Origin of the sequence: Burkholderia sp. ABCPW 11 (genome assembly GCF_001523445.1) — a bacterium.
Taxonomy (GTDB): domain Bacteria; phylum Pseudomonadota; class Gammaproteobacteria; order Burkholderiales; family Burkholderiaceae; genus Burkholderia.
This window is the reverse complement of record NZ_LOVM01000025.1, coordinates 229,470-246,793: the sequence shown is the minus strand read 5'-3', so window position 1 is coordinate 246,793 and position 17,324 is coordinate 229,470. Positions and strand designations below refer to the sequence as shown.

The 17,324-nt window shown below is 67.8% G+C and carries 18 protein-coding genes; 12 read left to right on the top strand and 6 right to left on the bottom strand.

Annotation, left to right across the window (positions count from 1 at the left end; all coding sequences use genetic code 11):
• Window positions 1–44: 44 nt before the first annotated feature.
• Entirely contained in the window at window positions 45–734 is a 690-nt protein-coding gene (locus WS61_RS10145) for a hypothetical protein (RefSeq protein WP_059500339.1), read from the top strand.
• A 29-nt stretch (window positions 735–763) separates the two neighbouring features.
• Here the strand turns inward: WS61_RS10145 and WS61_RS10140 are convergent, their stop codons facing one another.
• Together WS61_RS10140 and WS61_RS10135 are read right to left on the bottom strand one after the other, a co-directional pair.
• Window positions 764–1,285: a GNAT family N-acetyltransferase gene (locus WS61_RS10140; RefSeq protein WP_059500338.1), complete on the bottom strand. Its 522-nt coding sequence runs from the start codon at window positions 1,283–1,285 to the stop codon at window positions 764–766.
• A gap of 21 nt (window positions 1,286–1,306) precedes the next feature.
• Window positions 1,307–2,554, bottom strand: a complete 1,248-nt coding sequence (locus tag WS61_RS10135; protein ID WP_059500337.1) for a multidrug effflux MFS transporter — start codon at window positions 2,552–2,554, stop codon at window positions 1,307–1,309.
• Window positions 2,555–2,851: 297 nt separating this feature from the next.
• Here WS61_RS10135 and WS61_RS10130 point away from each other — a divergent pair, with 297 nt between their 5' ends.
• A complete protein-coding gene (locus WS61_RS10130) occupies window positions 2,852–3,400 on the top strand; it encodes a hypothetical protein (protein WP_059500336.1) in 549 nt (182 codons plus the stop codon).
• A 75-nt stretch (window positions 3,401–3,475) separates the two neighbouring features.
• On the opposite strand, the gene WS61_RS10125 is transcribed toward WS61_RS10130, so the two are convergent.
• Window positions 3,476–4,372 (bottom strand): glutamate/aspartate ABC transporter substrate-binding protein, encoded by an 897-nt coding sequence (locus tag WS61_RS10125; protein WP_059500335.1) that lies wholly within the window; start codon window positions 4,370–4,372, stop codon window positions 3,476–3,478.
• Between the two features lie 422 nt (window positions 4,373–4,794).
• Between WS61_RS10125 and WS61_RS10120 the strand changes: the two genes are divergently transcribed.
• The 3 genes from WS61_RS10120 (at window position 4,795) to mgtA (ending at window position 9,966) form a co-directional block, all read left to right on the top strand.
• A complete protein-coding gene (locus WS61_RS10120) occupies window positions 4,795–6,453 on the top strand; it encodes a S8 family peptidase (RefSeq protein ID WP_059500334.1) in 1,659 nt (552 codons plus the stop codon).
• A gap of 532 nt (window positions 6,454–6,985) precedes the next feature.
• The gene (locus tag WS61_RS35185) at window positions 6,986–7,153 is read left to right on the top strand and encodes a hypothetical protein (RefSeq protein WP_179949671.1); all 168 of its coding nucleotides are present in this window, start codon (window positions 6,986–6,988) and stop codon (window positions 7,151–7,153) included.
• Window positions 7,154–7,200: 47 nt separating this feature from the next.
• The gene (gene mgtA / locus WS61_RS10115; RefSeq protein WP_095211661.1) at window positions 7,201–9,966 is read left to right on the top strand and encodes a magnesium-translocating P-type ATPase; all 2,766 of its coding nucleotides are present in this window, start codon (window positions 7,201–7,203) and stop codon (window positions 9,964–9,966) included.
• Window positions 9,967–10,075: 109 nt separating this feature from the next.
• Here the strand turns inward: mgtA and WS61_RS10110 are convergent, their stop codons facing one another.
• Window positions 10,076–10,360, bottom strand: a complete 285-nt coding sequence (locus tag WS61_RS10110; protein WP_095211660.1) for a transcriptional regulator — start codon at window positions 10,358–10,360, stop codon at window positions 10,076–10,078.
• 72 nt (window positions 10,361–10,432) lie between these two features.
• On the bottom strand, window positions 10,433–11,308 hold the full coding sequence (locus tag WS61_RS10105; protein ID WP_059500332.1) for a LysR family transcriptional regulator: 876 nt from the start codon (window positions 11,306–11,308) through the stop codon (window positions 10,433–10,435).
• Between the two features lie 51 nt (window positions 11,309–11,359).
• On the opposite strand from WS61_RS10105, the gene WS61_RS10100 reads away from it, so the two are divergent.
• From WS61_RS10100 to WS61_RS10075, 6 genes are all read left to right on the top strand, one after another.
• Entirely contained in the window at window positions 11,360–11,638 is a 279-nt protein-coding gene (locus WS61_RS10100; RefSeq protein ID WP_059500331.1) for a hypothetical protein, read from the top strand.
• Window positions 11,639–11,834: 196 nt separating this feature from the next.
• Window positions 11,835–12,908, top strand: a complete 1,074-nt coding sequence (locus tag WS61_RS10095) for a serine hydrolase (RefSeq protein ID WP_059500330.1) — start codon at window positions 11,835–11,837, stop codon at window positions 12,906–12,908.
• A 45-nt stretch (window positions 12,909–12,953) separates the two neighbouring features.
• Window positions 12,954–13,187: a hypothetical protein gene (locus WS61_RS10090; RefSeq protein WP_059500329.1), complete on the top strand. Its 234-nt coding sequence runs from the start codon at window positions 12,954–12,956 to the stop codon at window positions 13,185–13,187.
• Between the two features lie 71 nt (window positions 13,188–13,258).
• Complete coding sequence (locus WS61_RS10085; protein ID WP_059500328.1) at window positions 13,259–13,714, top strand: MarR family winged helix-turn-helix transcriptional regulator; 456 nt, start codon at window positions 13,259–13,261, stop codon at window positions 13,712–13,714.
• Between the two features lie 66 nt (window positions 13,715–13,780).
• Window positions 13,781–14,344, top strand: coding sequence for an isochorismatase family protein (locus WS61_RS10080; protein WP_059500327.1), 564 nt, complete (start codon window positions 13,781–13,783; stop codon window positions 14,342–14,344).
• On the top strand, window positions 14,341–15,798 hold the full coding sequence (locus WS61_RS10075) for a DHA2 family efflux MFS transporter permease subunit (RefSeq protein ID WP_059500326.1): 1,458 nt from the start codon (window positions 14,341–14,343) through the stop codon (window positions 15,796–15,798). Before WS61_RS10080 ends, WS61_RS10075 begins: the two co-directional genes overlap by 4 nt.
• 31 nt (window positions 15,799–15,829) lie before the next feature.
• Here WS61_RS10075 and WS61_RS10070 read toward each other — a convergent pair whose 3' ends face one another.
• Window positions 15,830–16,426 (bottom strand): LysE family translocator, encoded by a 597-nt coding sequence (locus WS61_RS10070; RefSeq protein WP_095211656.1) that lies wholly within the window; start codon window positions 16,424–16,426, stop codon window positions 15,830–15,832.
• A gap of 11 nt (window positions 16,427–16,437) precedes the next feature.
• Between WS61_RS10070 and WS61_RS10065 the strand changes: the two genes are divergently transcribed.
• Window positions 16,438–17,313, top strand: coding sequence for a LysR substrate-binding domain-containing protein (locus tag WS61_RS10065; RefSeq protein ID WP_059500325.1), 876 nt, complete (start codon window positions 16,438–16,440; stop codon window positions 17,311–17,313).
• Window positions 17,314–17,324: the final 11 nt, after the last annotated feature.

Genomic DNA, 17,324 nt, shown 5'->3' with positions numbered 1-17,324 from the left:
CCCACGCGCACCGGTTGCCTCATTCTCTCGGATTGCCCGCGACCATGAACATTCGCCTTATGCGCTTCACTCGCCCCGCGCTGGGCGCATTGTGCGTTGCAACGCTCGCCGCGCTCCAGGCGTGCAACGGCGATGCCTGCTTCGGCGTCGATGCGTGCTTCGACGACAACACGCAAACCGTCTCGTTGTCGGGCACGGCCGCGACGGGCGACCCGCTCGCGAGCGCGCAAGTAACGGTCAATTGCGCGGCGGGCTCGGCCACGACGCTGACGGACGGCGGCGGCAACTACCGTGTGACGCTCAACGCGGCGCTGCCATGCGTCATCACCGTGGCGTCGGGCGGCGCGAGCCTGCATTCGCTCGCCTACGCGGGCGGCACCTTCAATACGACGCCCGAGACCGAGCTGATGCTCGTTTATCTCGCTGCGCAACTCGGGACGAACACGGCCGGGCTGATCGGCAATTTCCAGGGCACCCTGCGCTACCAGCGGGCGATGAACAGCCCGGACATCGTGCAGGCCGCGCAATCGGCCGTGGTGACGAACCTGCAGCAGCGCTATGCGGTTACGCTCGCCGCGCCGGCGTTCCTGACCACTTCGTTCGTGGTCGGGCAACCGGGCGTCGACAGCGATCTCGTCGCGCTGGCCAAGGCTGGGGCAATCGATCCGAACGGACTGCCGGATCCGGTGGCCGTGTCGCTGTTGCAGCAGGCCGGGGCCGCGCATCCGCTGTAAGCGGCGCGCGACGGGACGGAAATCGATCGTCAGGCGCCGCCTTCGCGCGCGTCGTCCGCCAGTAGCGCCCAGCGCTCGTGGTCGCGCCATTCGCCGCCGATGCGCAGATAGCGCGGCGAAAACCCCTCTTGCCTGAACCCGAGCCGTCGAACCAGCGCGATCGATGCATGGTTGCCGGGCTGGATGTTCGCTTCGAGACGGTGCAGCCCGAGTTCGCCGAACGCGACGCCGATCGCCGCGCGCAACGCTTCCGTCATCAGCCCCTTGCGGCTGGCCTCCGCCATGCCGTAGTACGCAAGATAAGCGCTCTGAAACACGCCGCCGACGATCTCGTTGAGGCACACCACGCCGACCACCGCGCCTGACGCCCGCTCGCGCGCGACGAATCCGACGTTCGGCCCCGTCAGGCAGCGGGCGAACCATTGATCGAACCCGGCCTGGTCGACGAACGAATCGACCCACGGCAGATGATGACTCCGGCTCGCGCGGTTGGCGGCGATCAGATCGGCGGCGTCGGATCGGGCGACGCGATTCAGCAGGATCCGGTTCATGAGTCGATCAGCAGCCGGCGCTTACGCCGCCTCCTCACTCCCGCACACCACCGGCGCCGCCTGCTGCTGCGACAGATACCGCAGCAGCTTCGTCACCATCCACACCACGACGAACGACAGCGCGACGAAGAACACGGCCAGCGGCGTCAGCACGTGAATCGACACGAAACCGGCCAGGCCCATCATCGCGGACGACACGAGCAGCAGCGCACAGCCGAGAATCGCGCTCGTCAGACCGGCGATATGCGGGAACAACGAATTGCCCTTGGCCATCAGCGTCGGATACATCGCGCCCGCGCAGAAGCCCATCACGAGCACCGGCGTCGCGAGCGTCCACACGCGCAGGCCGACGGTCAGCGCCAGCACGAGCATCACGACCGACGCACCCGCCATCACGCGCGCACCGATATGCAGCCGTTGCTCGGCGCTCGGCAGCCCGCGCCCGTGAATCCGGTTCGACAAGCCGCCAAGGAAATACATGAGGCCGATGCCGAGCGCGAGATAACCGAAGAAGGTCGGTGGCTTGTGCAGCGTGGTCTGCACCATGAACGGCCCGACGATGTTGAACACCAGCAGGATGCTGTAGCACAGCCCCTGTGCGAGGAAACAGCTCTGGAACACCGGGCTCGCCAGCACCTTGCCCGTATTCGCCATCAACGTGCGCGGCTCGAGATGCACCGGCTTCGGCAAGGTTTCGCGGTAGCGCCACAGCAGCGCCCACATCGCCAGCGAGTAGACCAGCAGAAACACGAGGCACGCGCGCCAGCCGAACCATTCCTGCAGGTGCGCGCCGATCACCGGCGCGACGATCGGCGCGAGCCCCCACGCGATCGACATGTACGTGAACGCGTGCATCAACGCCTGGCCGGAGAACGAATCGGTGATGATCGCCTTCGCCAGCAGGTTGGTGGTCGCGATCCCGAAGCCCTGCAGGCAGCGCGCCAGCACGAACGTCTCGAGGTTCGGCGCACCGAGCGACAGCAGGCAGCCGATCGTGTAGATCACGAGCCCGAACGCGAGCACGCGCTTGCGGCCGTAGGCGTCGGCGATCGGCCCGAAGATCAGTTGCCCGAGCGCGTAGGCCGCCATGTAGCCGGACACGCTGGACTGGATCGCCTGCGGCGTGGTCGCGAACGAACGGGCCATGTCGGGCAGCGCGGGTACGTAGATGTCGATCGCGAGTTGGCCGGCGGACGCGAACAGGCAGATCAGGAACAGCAGGAAGCGCGGCGAATTCGACTCGCGCGCGGGAGTGAGCGTGGCGTTCATGACGACTGGGAAGGAGGACAGGCAGCCGTGGCGCATCGTGCCATGTTCGATTGGCGAACATGCGTGCGGTCGCGGCGAATTCCGTATTGTGCCCGTTGTTGCACCGCACGACAGGATGTCCCTGGCGCGGGCGCGGTTGAATACCGATCGCGGCACGTCCCGAAATGCGCCGATCGGCCCGGCCGGCCGCGATTTTAATGTTGATTTAAGCCGCCTGTCGCATTGTCTCGGATGGCTCACTCCGTGAGCCGCACGTCATTGTTGATTCGATCAGTCTCGTTTGATGGAGATACGAAGATGCGATTCCGTTCGTATATGGCGGCGGGCGCGCTGGCGCTTGCGCCCGTGTTCGCGCTGGCCGGGCAGACCGGCGCGGCGGCGGCCGCCCAACCGATGTTCGTCAATGTCGACGGGCAGGCCGTGCCCGTGAAAGCCGAAACGCGCGTCGTCCAGACGGCCGTCGGCCCGATGAAGGTCAGCACGTGGAGCTGGCACAGCCCGCAAGGCGGCGCGAGCTTCGAGATGCAGACGTCGTCGTCGGGCGGCATGCCGCCGGCAGCCGCGCTGCGGCAGATGCAGGCCGCGCAGTACCGGATGCAGGCGGCCCAGGCGCAGATGGTCGCGATGCAGCAGCAGATGATGGCGCTCCAGCACATCGCGCTCGCCAACGCGTTCGCGATGCCAATGCCGATGCCGCAAACGGTCGGCTTCGCGATGCCGCTCTGGGCGATGCCGGAACCGGTCGTCGTCCTCGTGCCGGCACAGCCGCCGGCGCGTTCGGCGGCCCCGGCAACGCCGGCCGCACCTGTCGCACCCGCCGCACGCGGCCCGGAAATCAAGGCCTGACACGCTTCGCGCCACCCGGCGCGGCACGCTCGAACCGCCGGCATACGCCGGCGGTTTTTCATTGCGCCGGCCGAATCAGTACTGCGCCTGGTCCGTCGGATTCCTGAACAGCTGCTTCATCTCCGCCGACAGCGGATAGTTGAGGCTCACGCCCTTCGGCGGAATCGGTTGCATGAACCACTGGTCGTACAGCTTCTCGGCCGCGCCCGAGGTCTGCATCTTCGCGATCACGCCGTCGACGACGCGCTTGAACGCCGGATCGTCCCTGCGCATCATGCACGCGTAGTTTTCGTGAACGAGCGGCGTACCGGTGACCGTGTACGCACCCGGGTTGCGGTCCTTCGCGATCTCGCCGTACAGCAGCGGCTCGTCCATCACGAACGCGACCGCGCGCCCGGTCGTGACGTTCATGAACGCTTCGGCGTGATCCTTCGCGCTGATGATCGTCATGTTCATCGCCTTCTCTTCGTTGAGCTTGCGCAACAGGCGCTCGTCCGACGTGCCGGCCGTCGTCGCGACCGTCTTGCCGGCCAGGTCCGCAAAATCCTTCACGCCCGAATCCTTGCGCGTGCTGAAACGGATGCCGTACAAAAAGATGCTGTTCGAGAACGCGGCCTGCTTTTGGCGTTCGAGCGTGTTCGTCGTCGAGCCGCATTCGAAGTCGATCGTCCCGTTCTGCAGCAGCGGAATCCGGTTTTGCGACGTGATCGGGATTTCCTTCACCGCGAGGTTCGGCAGGTTCAGGTCCGTCTTCAACTGATCGATGATGCGCGACGCGATGTCGCGCGAGTAGCCGATGTTCTTCTGCTGGTTGTCCGAATACGAAAACGGCACCGACGATTCGCGAATGCCCAGCGACACGACACCCGTGTCCTTGATTTTCTTCAGCGTACCGGTAAGGGCCTGCGCGTGCGCGGTGCCGGCCAGCGCACAGGCCAGCGCGACGGCGAGCCAACGGAAACGGCGATCCATGCGTGTCTCCTGACGAAACGTTGATCGAATCGCGATCCTACGCCCGACAATATTCGCGTCACATCAGGAGAAGCGTAAGCAACCTTCCGCCGCGGCCCGATCCTGAACGATGTTTTCCGTGCCGCGCAAACCGCCCCGCGCCGCTCGTCTCGCCCGATCGACCCGCGCGCGGGCTTGGCCGCGCCGTCCGTGCCGGCCGTTCCAAACGCGCGTTCGTGCTGCGACGCAACAACGTAATCGTTTGCGGCACCCGTCGTTTTTCTCGCGAAACGCACTCAAGAAGCCGCCGCGCACGCCGTTACCCAGTGCATGGCGCGTCGCAGCAACCCGCTGCAACCGTCAGACAAAAACGACAAGGTCCGGCTCGCCCGGACCGGCGCCACCGCCGGCACGACGGTTATCTAAGAGGATCGAGTTTCAACATGAGAGCCAAACGTTTCCATTTCGCGCTGGCGCGCCCCGCACATGCGCGCATGCTCGCCGGCATGCTGTCCGCCGCCGCCCTGCTGCCCCTCGCCGGCTGCGGCGGTGGCGGCGGCGACGGCAGCAATCCGTCTTCGTCCAACGCGGCGCCCGCACCGGCCCCCGCACCGACGCCCGCTCCCGCGCCCGCCCCGACCACCCCGCCCGCGTCGTCCGGCAGCAATGCGTGCACGTCGCAGCAGGCCGCCGTGCAGATGGCCGCACAGGCCGCACCGGTCGAGCCGCCGGTCGATCACCTGATCGTCAAGCTGAAAACGCTGACGGCCACGCGTGCGATGGCGGCCGTCGACAACGGCTCGCGACTCGACGCGGTGATCCAGCGCGCGATGACGCGCTGGACGGCACCGGTGACCGGCAGTGCACGTGCGTACGCGAGCACGGTCCCGCAAACGCCGGTGAACGTGCAGGTCGAGCGAACGATCTCGAACGGCGCGGCCGTGCTGTCGCTCGGCCAGCGCATGGCCGCCGCCGATGCCGCCGCGCTCGCACAGGCGTTCGCGGCCGACAGCGATGTCGACTACGCGGAACCGGATCACCCGATGCAGATCCGCGACACGCCGAGCGATCCGCTCTACAACCAGCAGTGGTACCTGTCCGACCCGACCGCCGGCGTCGACCTGCCGCCCGCATGGAACCAGACCAAGGGTTCGCCGACCGTCGTCACGGCCGTGCTCGACACCGGCTACCGGCCGCACGGCGACCTCGTCGGCAACCTGATACAGCAAGGCTACAGCTTCATCAGCAACATCAACACCAGCAACAACGGCTTGACGCGCGGCCCGGACGCAACCGATCCGGGCGACTGGGTCACGCAGCAGGAACTGGACGACGCCAACGGCCCTTACTATCACTGCGCGAGCCAGCCGAGCAACAGCAGTTGGCACGGCACGCGCGTGATGGGCGTGATCGGTGCGACGGCCAACAACGGCACCGGTATCGCCGGCGTATCGTGGCTCAGCCGAATCCTGCCGGTGCGCGTGCTCGGCAAGTGCGGCGGCGTGACGAGCGACATCGCCGACGGCATGCGCTGGGCAGCCGGCATTCCCGTCAACGGCGTGCCGAACAATCCGAATCCCGCGAAGATCATCAACCTGAGCCTCGGCGGGGTCGGCGCATGCAGCACGACGTTCCAGCAGGCGATCGACGACGTGACCGCGAAGGGCGTGACCGTGGTCGTCGCGGCCGGCAACGACGGCCTGTCGAACGGGCTCGATCAGCCCGCGAACTGCCGCGGCGTGATCACCGTCGGCGCGACCGACGCGACGGGCCGCCGCGCATCGTTCAGCAACTTCGGCGCCGATGTCGCGCTGAGCGCACCCGGCGTCAACATCCTGTCGACGTCGAACACCGGCACGACGACGCCGGGCACCGACACCTATGGCCTCGCGAACGGCACCAGCCTCGCGACACCGCAGGTGACGGGGGTCGCCGCGCTGATGCTGTCGGTGAACGGCAATCTCACGCCCGCGCAGATCCTGCAGAAGCTGCAAGGCGGCACGCGCGCGGCGAAGCTGGCGGCCGGTACGTCGTGCACGGCAATGCCGGCAGGCTCCGGCATCCTCGATGCAGGGACCGCGGTCGCGGCCGCGAACCGGTAACCCGCACCCCTTTCGACGCGGCCGCGCGCATGCCGACATGGCACGCGCGCGGCTGTTTCGTGACAGGCTGTCGCATGTGCCCGCGAACGTGCATCGGCACGATCGATTATCCCGAAAAAACGCCTGAAAAAAGGGCCGACAAAAGGCCGACAAAAGGGTTGACGCTTCGCACAGCGAGCCATTACCATCGCTCCCGTCTAATTACATGGAGTGTTCTGTGAACACCGATGCGAGTTGTAGTTGGTGTCCGACCAACTTGACTGCTGCCTGAGGAAAACGCGCAGAGCCTCGTCTTCTGCCGCATCCCGGGAAGCAGGATGCGGCGCCCTTCCGGCCTGATTACCGGCCAGATCCCCCGCCGAATTTTCGATGTTGTCGAATGCACGCGACGCGCCGTCGCGCGCGTGCGTTCGTGTTGCGCGCGGCACCGGCCGCGTGCGCTCTCCGTTCGCGTGCCGTCCGGCCGCGTGCCTCGTTGCGCGCGCCGCTGCCGATCGCCCGTGCCGACTATCCGCAACCAACAGGAGTGCAGATGAACTCAGACGACAGTAGTCGATTACCGCTCGCCGGTGCGACGCTGCGCATCGACACGCCGTCCGCATCACGCGCGCCGGCGAGCGTTCCCGCTTTTACCGATCTTACCGATCCACAGCCGATCGCGCCTGACGCGACGCGGCGGGGAGCGCTCGTGCGTCGATAACGTCACGGTCGCTCCCCGCCCGCCGCCTCGTGCGCAAGGAGCGATTCATGACGACACGATACGACACCTCGCACAAGAAACAGCGCGGCTTCATCAAGGCCGGCGCCGGCCAGCAGCACGACCCGCGCATCATGCGCGCCGCGCAGGAAGCGGCCCGCCCGCTCGAAGCCACGCTGAAGTCGCTGCGCACCAGCACGCGCGGCCTCACCTACGACCAGGCCGCCGACCGCCTGCAGCATGACGGCCCGAACGAAATCGCGCACGACAAGCCGCCGCACTGGACCCGCCAGTTGCTGCTTTCGTTCCATAACCCGTTCGTCTACGTGCTGCTGGTGCTGGCCGCCATCAGCTTCTGCACCGACGTCTACTTCGCGGCACCCGACGATCGCGATTACGTCGGCATGACGATCCTGCTGACGATGGTCACGATCAGCGCGCTGCTGCGCTTCGTGCAGGAGTTCCGCTCGCTGCGCGCGGCCGAGAAGCTCAAGGCGATGGTCCGCACGACGGCGACCGTGCAGCGCGCGGTGACCGACACGTCGGAGCCGGCGCGCCGCGAGGTGCCGATGCGCGAGGTCGTCGTCGGCGACATCGTGCATCTTTCGGCCGGCGACATGATCCCCGCCGACGTGCGCCTGCTCGCGTCGCGCGACCTGTTCATCAGCCAGGCCGTGCTGACCGGCGAGGCGCTGCCCGTCGAGAAGTACGACACGCTCGGCGCGGTGGCCGGCAAATCCGCGAGCACGCATGCGGCCGCCGCGGCCGACGACGCACCGGCGTCGCTGCTCGACATCGAGAACGTCTGCTTCATGGGCACCAACGTCGTCAGCGGCACGGCGACGGCCGTCGTCGTCGCGACCGGCGAAGACACGTACTTCGGCTCGCTCGCGCGCAACGTCGTGAGCCACAAGCGCGTCGAGACGAGCTTCGACCGCGGCGTCGCGAGCGTCAGCTGGCTGCTGATCAAGTTCATGTTCGTGATGGTGCCGATCGTGTTCATGATCAACGGCCTGACCAAGGGCGACTGGCTGAGCGCACTCACGTTCGCCCTCGCGGTGGCCGTCGGCCTGACGCCCGAGATGCTGCCGATGATCGTCAGCGCGAACCTCGCGCGCGGCGCGGTCGCGATGGCGCGCCGCAAGGTCGTCGTCAAGCGGCTGAACTCGGTGCAGAACTTCGGCGCGATGGACGTGCTGTGCACCGACAAGACCGGCACGCTCACGCAGGACAAGATCATCCTCGAACATCACCTCGATCTGTCCGGCCACAAGAACGAAGACATCCTGCGGCTCGGCTGGCTGAACAGCTTCCACCAGAGCGGCCAGAAAAATCTGATCGACATCGCGGTCGTCGCGCGCGCCGACGAAATCGGCGAACGCGTGAAGCCGCAGGGCTACCAGAAGATCGACGAACTGCCGTTCGACTTCGTGCGGCGCCGCCTGTCGGTCGTCGTCGAGGACACGCACGGCGCGCACCTGCTGATCTGCAAGGGTGCGGTCGAGGAAATGCTGGCGGTTTCCACGCACGTGCAGGATGAAGACGGTGTGCGCCCGCTCGACTTCGTGGCCCGCAAGCGGCTGCTCGAACAGGCCACCGCGTACAACGAGGACGGTTTCCGCGTGCTCGTGCTCGCCACGCGCACGATCCCGCGCGGCGACGAACGCGCGCAATACCGCACCGCCGACGAACGCGATCTCGTCGTGCGCGGCTTCCTGACCTTCCTCGATCCGCCGAAGGAATCGGCCGCGCCGGCGCTCGCCGCGCTGCGCGAGAACGGCGTCGCGGTGAAGGTGCTGACGGGCGACAACCCGACCGTCACGATGAAGGTGTGCCGCCAGGTCGGCCTCGACCCCGGCAAGCCGATGCTCGGCACGGAAATCGAAGCGCTCGACGATGCCACGCTCGCGCAGGTCGTCGAACGCACCACCGTGTTCGCGAAGCTCACGCCGCTGCAGAAGGCGCGCATCGTCAAGGCGCTGCAGGCGAACGGCCACACGGTCGGCTTCCTCGGCGACGGCATCAACGACGCGCCCGCGCTGCGCGACGCCGACGTCGGCATCTCGGTGGACAGCGGCGCCGACATCGCGAAGGAAACCGCCGACATCATCCTGCTCGAAAAGAGCCTGATGGTGCTCGAGGAAGGCGTGATCAAGGGCCGCGAGACGTTCGGCAACATCCTGAAGTACCTGAACATGACCGCGAGCTCGAACTTCGGCAACGTGTTTTCGGTGCTCGTCGCCAGCGCGTTTCTGCCGTGGGAGCCGATGCTCGCGACGCAGCTGCTCGTGCTGAACCTGATCTACGACACGTCGCAAATGCTGCTGCCGTGGGACAAGATGGACCCCGAGTTCCTGAAGAAGCCGCGCAAGTGGGAAGCCGGCAACATCGGCCGCTTCATGCTGTGGGTCGGGCCTACGTCGTCGGTATTCGACATCACGACATACATCCTGATGTGGACCGTGTTCGGTGCGGGCGCGCTGTATCACCTGAACGGCGGCGCAAGCGGTCAGATCGTGATGAATTCGGGCTGGTTCATCGAGAGCCTCGTGTCGCAGACGCTCGTCGTGCACCTGCTGCGCACGCAGAAGATTCCGTTCCTGCAGAGCACGGCGTCGCTGCCGGTGCTGCTGTCGACCTTCACCGCGATCGCGATCGGCTGCTGGCTGCCGTTCTCGCCGTTCGCGCAAGCGCTCGGCTTCATGCACCTGCCGGGCACCTACTGGCTGTGGCTCGGCGCGACGATGGTCGGCTACATCGTGCTCGCGCAGATCGTCAAGACGATCTACGTGCGCCGCTACAAGCAATGGTTCTGACGTCGCGCGGATGTCGACGTGCCGGCCCGTGCGCCGGCCACGCGGGCCGAACGCCCCGACCCGCCGTCGTTCGGTGACGAACGGGCCGCATCCGCGGCCCGTTTTTCGTTCATCCGGCGTCGTCCGCGCCGAACAGCTGCGCGCACACCGCGCGCCCTTCGTCGGTCAGTGCGGCGCTGCCGGTACCGTCCTCGTTCAGCGTCGTCGCGCTCAGGCCCGCGGCGTCGAGCTGCGTGAGCACGCGGCGCAGCGTGCTCATCGGCAGTTGCGTACGCTTCGCGATCTTCGGCAGCGACCACGCCTTGCCGGCCGGATCGCTCGCGGCTTCGTGCAGCGTCGCGAGCGTGGCAACGAGTGCGGGATCGAGCGGGGATGCGTCGGTTTCTGAAGTCATCGGTTCGGGTTCGTCGGCCGGCGTCGGCACCGGCATGCATTGAGAAAACGATCGCGGACACTATACGCCGCGTCACGCCCCCTTGAGCGCCGCGCGCATGAACGACACGAAACGCGCGGTGACGGGATCGTCGCGATCGGACCGCCACGCGAGCCCCACGCGCCACTTCGCGTCCCGGCCGTCGAGCGGCAGCACCGTCGCGTCGCGCAGCAGGTACCGCGCGCTCGACGGGATGAACGCGACGCCGACGCCGGCCGCGACCGACGTCAGCACCGACTGCACGTCCTCCGCCTGCTGCATCACGTGCGGCACGAAGCGGCGCTCGACGCACCACCGGTCGATCTGTGCGGCCAGCCCCGGCCCGCGCGCACGCTGCAGCGCGATGAAACCGATCTCGTTGAGCACGTCGAGGTTGGCCGGCACGCGCTTGAAGCCGAGATGCGGCGGCGCCGCGAGCGCGAGCGCTTCGTCGGTCACCTTGAACGACGACAGGCCTTCGTCGGCAGGCACACGCAGGAAGCCCGCGTCGAGCTTGCCGGCGCGCAGCCGGCGCGTCTGTTCGGACGACGACAGATCGCTCAGCGTCACCGCGATACCCGGATTGCAACGGCGGAATTCGGCGATCAGCTTCGGCACGAGCGTGAGCACGGACAAGCAGATGCCGAGTCGCAAGTGCCCGCGCTGGCCACTCGTTGCTTCCCGCGCACGCGCCAGAATTTCGTCGGCATCGCGCACGAGCGCCTGCGCGTCGGGCAGGAAGCGTTCGCCGAACGGCGTCAGTTCCGCGCCATGCCGGCCGCGCTCGAACAGCTTGCCGCCGAGGCTCGCCTCGAGCGCGCCGATCTGCTTGCTGAGCGCAGGCTGGCTCATGTGCAACGCATCGGCCGCACGGCTGAAATGGCACAGCTCGGTGACCGTCAGGAACGTGCGCAACAGTCTGAGTTCCATTCTTCAACGGAATCGTAATGATCGAAATATTCATTTTACCGATCGAATGCAATGGCGTTCAATACGGACATGCCCTTCCCGGAATTCACCGTCATGTCTCTCGATCCAGCAGCCGACTGCGTGGCCGAGCCATCATCCGATGTCGCGGATACAACCGCATGCACCGTCGTCGCCGATGCGCGCGCACCGAAGCGTCGTGCCAAATGCACGGACGGGCGCAGCCGCCGCTTCCGCTTCGGCGACGCGCTGGAAGACGCGCCGCCACGCGCGGTGACGGGTTCGATCGCGATCAGTTTTGCGGTCGTGTCGCGGCGGAACTGGCCGCGCTGAACCGCACGCCCGCCCGCTTTTCATCCCACGCGCACCGCTGTCCGCAGCGCGAACACGACGGAAATCCTCCCGTATCACGCGTCATTGCACGTCATCCGATCGTCATCGCGCGGCGATCGACCGTATAATTTCCCGCACCCGCTGACCGCCCACGCATTCCGCGCAGCCGCATCGCGCGTGAAAAGGAGACTTTCGCTTGACCGGCCTCATCGCGCGCCTGCCTCGCGCCCGGACCACCCTGATCCTCGCCCTTTCGTTCCTGGTGCTCGCATTCGCCACGAACGCGTCCGCGCAAAGCGTGCAGCCGCATCGCACCCAGCCGCATGCGCACACGAAGGCCGTCAAGAAGAAGCCTCATCGCAAGAAAAAGGCCGTCAAGCATCGCCGCCCGCGCGTGACGCATCAGGCGGTCAAACGCCACGCGGCACCCGCACCGCAGCAGCGGCGCGCGAAACGCACGACGGCCGTGCGCCCGCGCCCGCCTGCCAAACCGAAGCTGCTCGCCAGTTGCGGCTACACGCCGCGCGCGGTCCGGTCGCTGCATTCGCGCGCGGCCTACGTGCTCGACGTCGATTCCGGCACCCCGCTGCTGGCCCGCAATGCGCGCGCCGTACGGCCGATCGCATCGATCTCGAAACTGATGACGGCCGTCGTCGCGCGCGACGCCGATCGTCCGCTGAACGGCGTGCTGCGCGTGACCGCGCGCGATCGCGACACGATCAAGTTCACCGGTTCGCGCCTGCAGGTCGGCTCGGAACTGTCGCGCCGCGAGATGTTCCATATCGCGCTGATGTCGTCGGAGAACCGCGCGGCCGCCGCGCTGAGCCGCGACTATCCGGGCGGGCGCACCGCGTTCGTCAAGGCGATGAACCGCGAAGCGCGCCGGCTCGGCATGCGGCATACGCACTTCCGCGAGCCGACCGGCCTGTCGCCGCACAACGTGTCGACGGCGGAAGATCTCGCGCGGCTCGTCGGCGCGGCCGCGCAGGATCCGCTGATCCGCTATTTCTCCACCGATCTGTCGACCACCGTGCGCCCCGGCGACGGCGAACTCGTATACGTCAACTCCGACCCGCTCGTGCGCTACCGCCGCCTGCCGATCCGGCTGCAGAAAACCGGCTTCATCAACGAATCGGGGCACGGCGTCGTGATGCGCATGCGCGTAAAAGGCCGCCGCGAAACGGTCGTGCTGCTCGGCGCACCGACGCGTGCCGGCGTATCGAGCGACGCAATCCGGATCCATCGCTGGCTGTCCTGCTCGATCCGGTAACCGCGCCCGGGCAGCCGGCGCGTTCACGCCTACGGGAGCGACGTCATGCAGCACGAATACCGCTTCAACGCGTTCGGCCGGCTGCTCGCCGTCGTGCGCACGAACGGCCGCTGGGCCGTGTTCGATCTCGGCGCCGATGGCAAGCGGCGCCCGGCCAATCTGCAGATCCCGTCGACGCTCGCCGCCGACGAACTTGGCCAGTACCTCGGCGATCTGCTGCACGAAAACGCGACCCCGCGATACAGCGAAGTCGTACCGATCGCGAATCGACGCGCGTAATCGCGCCCGGCAGCGCCGCCAGCCGGCGACCAATTCGACAGTTAAACTTGCAAGTTTAACTGTCGTGTTCTATGCTTAGCCGCATGAACCCGCCACGCAAACCCGGCGTTTCCGCCGAAACCGTCGCCGCCGACCTGACCCTCGCGGTCGGCCAGCTCATCCGCCGGCTGCGCTCCGAGATCGATTCCGAAGGGCTCGGCATGTCCCAGACGAGCGCGCTCGCACGGCTCGAACGGCACGGGCCGATGACGACCGCCGATCTCGCGCGCGCCGAGGCGATGAAGCCTCAGTCGATGAAGGCGATCCTCGCGAGCCTCGAGGAAGACGCGCTCGTCGAGCGCGAACCGCATCCGACCGACGGCCGCCAGATCCTGTTCAAACTCACCGCCGCCGGCCTCGACGCGCGACGCAAGCGCCACGCCGCGAAACACCGATGGCTCGGCGCCGCGATCGAGAAGCTCGACCCGCAAGACATCGACACGCTTGCCGCGGCCATCCCGCTGATCCGCCGCATCGGCGAGCAATGAACCGGCCCGTGCGCCACGCGGCATACGCGCGCACGGCTCTCCTCGTCCCTTCCCCGGAGTCCCATCATGAGCGCAACCCGTCTCGACACGAACACGGCGCTGGTCGTCATCGACCTGCAGAAAGGCATCGTCGCCCTCCCCACCGCGCACCCGGTCGCACCGGTGATCGCCCGCACCCGCGAACTGCTCGACGCATTCCGCAGCCGCGGCCTGCCGGTCGTGCTGGTCAACGTCGCGGGCGGCGCACCGGGCCGCACCGAGCAACCGCCGCGCACGGCGCAGCTCCCCGCTGACTGGACCGAACTCGTGCCCGAACTGAACCGCCAGCCGACCGACCACGTCGTGACGAAGCGGACCTGGGGCGCCTTCACCGGCACCGGTCTCGACGCGCATCTGAAGGCTGCCGGCGTCACGCAGATCGTGCTGACCGGCGTCGCGACGAGCATCGGCGTCGAATCGACCGCGCGGCAGGCGCACGAACTCGGCTACAACGTGACGCTCGCCGTCGACGCGATGACCGACCTCAACGCGGACGCGCACGTCAACAGCGTCGAGCGGCTGTTCCCGCGCCTCGGCGAAACGGGCACGACGCAGGACATCGTCGCGCTGCTCGACCGGCGCGGCGCGTGAGCGACGAGCGCATCCGGCCGGCGCCGGGCCACGCGGCCGGCCGGCTCGATCCGTCGATCTGGAAAGTCAGCGCGGTTGCGACGCTCGGCTCGCTGCTGTCGCAGCTCGATGCGACGATCGTCAACGTGTCGCTGTCGAGCCTCGCGACCGACCTGCATGCCGGCCTGTCGACGATCCAGTGGGTGACGAGCGGCTACCTGCTCGCGCTGACGCTGGTGCTGCCGCTGAACGGCTGGCTCGTCGACCGCATCGGTGCAAAGGCGCTCTACCTGTGGTGCTTCTCGGCGTTCACGCTCACGTCGGCGCTGTGCGGGCTCGCGTGGTCCGCGCCGTCGCTGATCGCGTTCCGCGTGTTGCAAGGCGTCAGCGGCGGCTTGCTCGCACCGATGGCGCAGATGATGATCGCGCGCGTCGCCGGCCAGCAGATGGCGCGCGTGATCGGCTACGCGGCGGTGCCGGTGCTGCTCGCGCCGATCCTCGGCCCGGTCGTGGCCGGCGCGATCCTGCAGCACATGTCGTGGCGCTGGCTGTTTCTGGTGAATCTGCCCGTCGGCGCGCTCGCGCTCGCACTGGCCGCGCGGTTCCTGCCCGGCGACCGGGACGATGCGCCGCGGCGCGCACTCGACTGGATCGGCCTCGCGTTGCTGTCGCCGGGCCTCGTGCTGTTCCTGTACGGCGTCGAGCGGATCGGCTCGGCGCCCGGCATCGCGGCGGTCGCAAGCTCGGCGCTGCTGCTCGTCGCGTTCCTGCGCTTCGAGCGCCGCCAGGGCAAGCATGCGCTGATCGATCTCGCACTGTTTCGCTCGCGCGTGTTCGGCGCGGCAGCCAGCACGCAATTCCTGTCGAACGGTGCGCTGTATGCAGGCCAGATGCTGATTCCCGTGTTCCTGATCCAGGCATGCGGGCGTACCCCGGGCGAAATGGGCTGGCTGCTCGCGCCGCTCGGGCTCGGCATGCTCGTCACCTATCCGTCGATGGGCGCGCTGACGAGCCGGTTTGGCGTACGCCGGCTGGCCGCGGCCGGCGCCCTGCTCGCACTCCTCGCCACGCTGCCGTTCGTGTTCCTCTCGCTGACCGGCTACGATCCACTCGTGCTCGTGCCGGCGCTGTTTCTGCGCGGCATGGGCCAGAGCGCGATCGGCGCGCCGTCGATCACCGCCGCGTATGCGTCGGTCGAGCGCCGCAACCTGCCGATGGCGACCACGTCGCTCAACATCGTGCAACGGCTCGGCGGCCCGACGTTCACGACGTTATGCACGCTGTTTCTCGCGTGGCGGCTGCAGGCCGAATCGACGTCGGCGGGCGGCACGCAGGCCGTCGCGTATGCATGGGCGTTCGGGCTGCTGTGTGCGCTGCATGCGGCGAGCTTCGCGACGACGCTGCGGCTGCCGTTGCGCTCGGCTGGCGCAGGCGGCGACGGACGAGCCCGCAACACACCGGCCGGTTCGCGCTGAAGACGGGCCGCGCCGCGTGCGCGGCCTCCCGCTAAGGCAACCACATCGGCACGATCGACGCCACGAGCAACAAGCCGAGCCCCGCATTCAGGCAGCGCCACTGCCGCTCCGTACGCAACACGCGTGCGAACAGCAGCCCGGCGAGGCACCACAGCGACAACGACGCCATCGCAGCCACGCCGAATGCGAAGCCGAGCAGCACGCCGAGCCGTGCCGGCCCCGACGCGAGCGCCGCGAACGATGCGGCCGCGCCGAGTGTCATCGCCCAGCCTTTCGGGTTGTGCCACAGCATCCACACGCCGCTCACGAACCCTTGCGGCCGATGCACGTCGACATCGAGCCGCGGCTTGCCGCCACGGCCGATGCGCACGGCCAGCCACATCAGGTATGCCGAGCCGACCGCTTTCATCGCGAGCTGCAACGCAGGCAGCGCGAGCAGCACACTGCCGAGGCCGGCGGCAGCCGCCGCCGCCATCGACGCGAGGCCAGCCGCGATGCCCGCCATCAACGGCAACGAACGCCGATAGCCGAAATGGGCGCCCGACGCGGTCGCGAGCGTCGTCACGGAACCCCTGTTTTTACCTGCGATTTCGTCATTACGACAGCGAAAGCTTTTTATGCTACCCATTAGCATTCATAATGCGACGCATGGCACGCAATCTCGACCTCGCGCTGCTGCGCGCATTCGTCTCGGTCGCCGATCATCGCAGCATGACGGCAGCCGGCCACGCGCTGCATCTGACGCAAGGCGCGATCAGCCAGCAGGTCGCGAGGCTCGAAACGCTGTCCGGGCCGCTGTTCGTTCGCGAGCATCGCAACCTGCTGCTGACGGCGGCCGGCGAGCGGCTGCTCGAACAGGCGCGCCGGCTGCTCGCCGCTCACGATGCGCTGCTCGCCGACCTGAGCGCCGGCGCGGTGGAAGGCGCGGTGCGTCTCGGTGCGCCGCAGGATCTGGTCGGCACTTGTCTCGCACCGATCCTGAAAAGCTATGCGCATGCGCATCCGCAGGTCACGCTCACGCTCGTGTGCGCGGCGTCGCCGGAGTTGCGGCGCGGGCTCAAGCACGGCGAGCCCGACGTCGCGCTGATCGAGGCGCCGGTCGGGTCGTCGCGCGGCGAGTGCATCGCCGTCGACCGGCTGGTATGGGTCGGCGCGAAAGGCGGCATCGCGCATCGGCACTCGCCGCTGCCGGTATCGATGGTCGCGCAGACCTGCGCATTCCGCCCGACGGTGCTCGACGCACTACGCAGCTGCGATCGCCCGTGGCGCACCGTGTTCGAGAACGGCAGCCTCGATGCAACGGCCGCGACCGTGCGCGCCGATCTTGCCGTGACCGTCTGGCTCGCGTCCACCGTGCCGCCCGATCTCGACATCCTGTCGGCCGGCAGCGGCCTGCCCGCCCTGCCGAATTTCTCGATCGACCTGCACGTGCCGCGCGGCCAGCACATGCCCGCCGCGACGGAGCTGGCCCGCTACCTGCGCAACGGCTTCGCGCGGCTGCGCGCGGTCGCGTAGCGGCGCTGCCC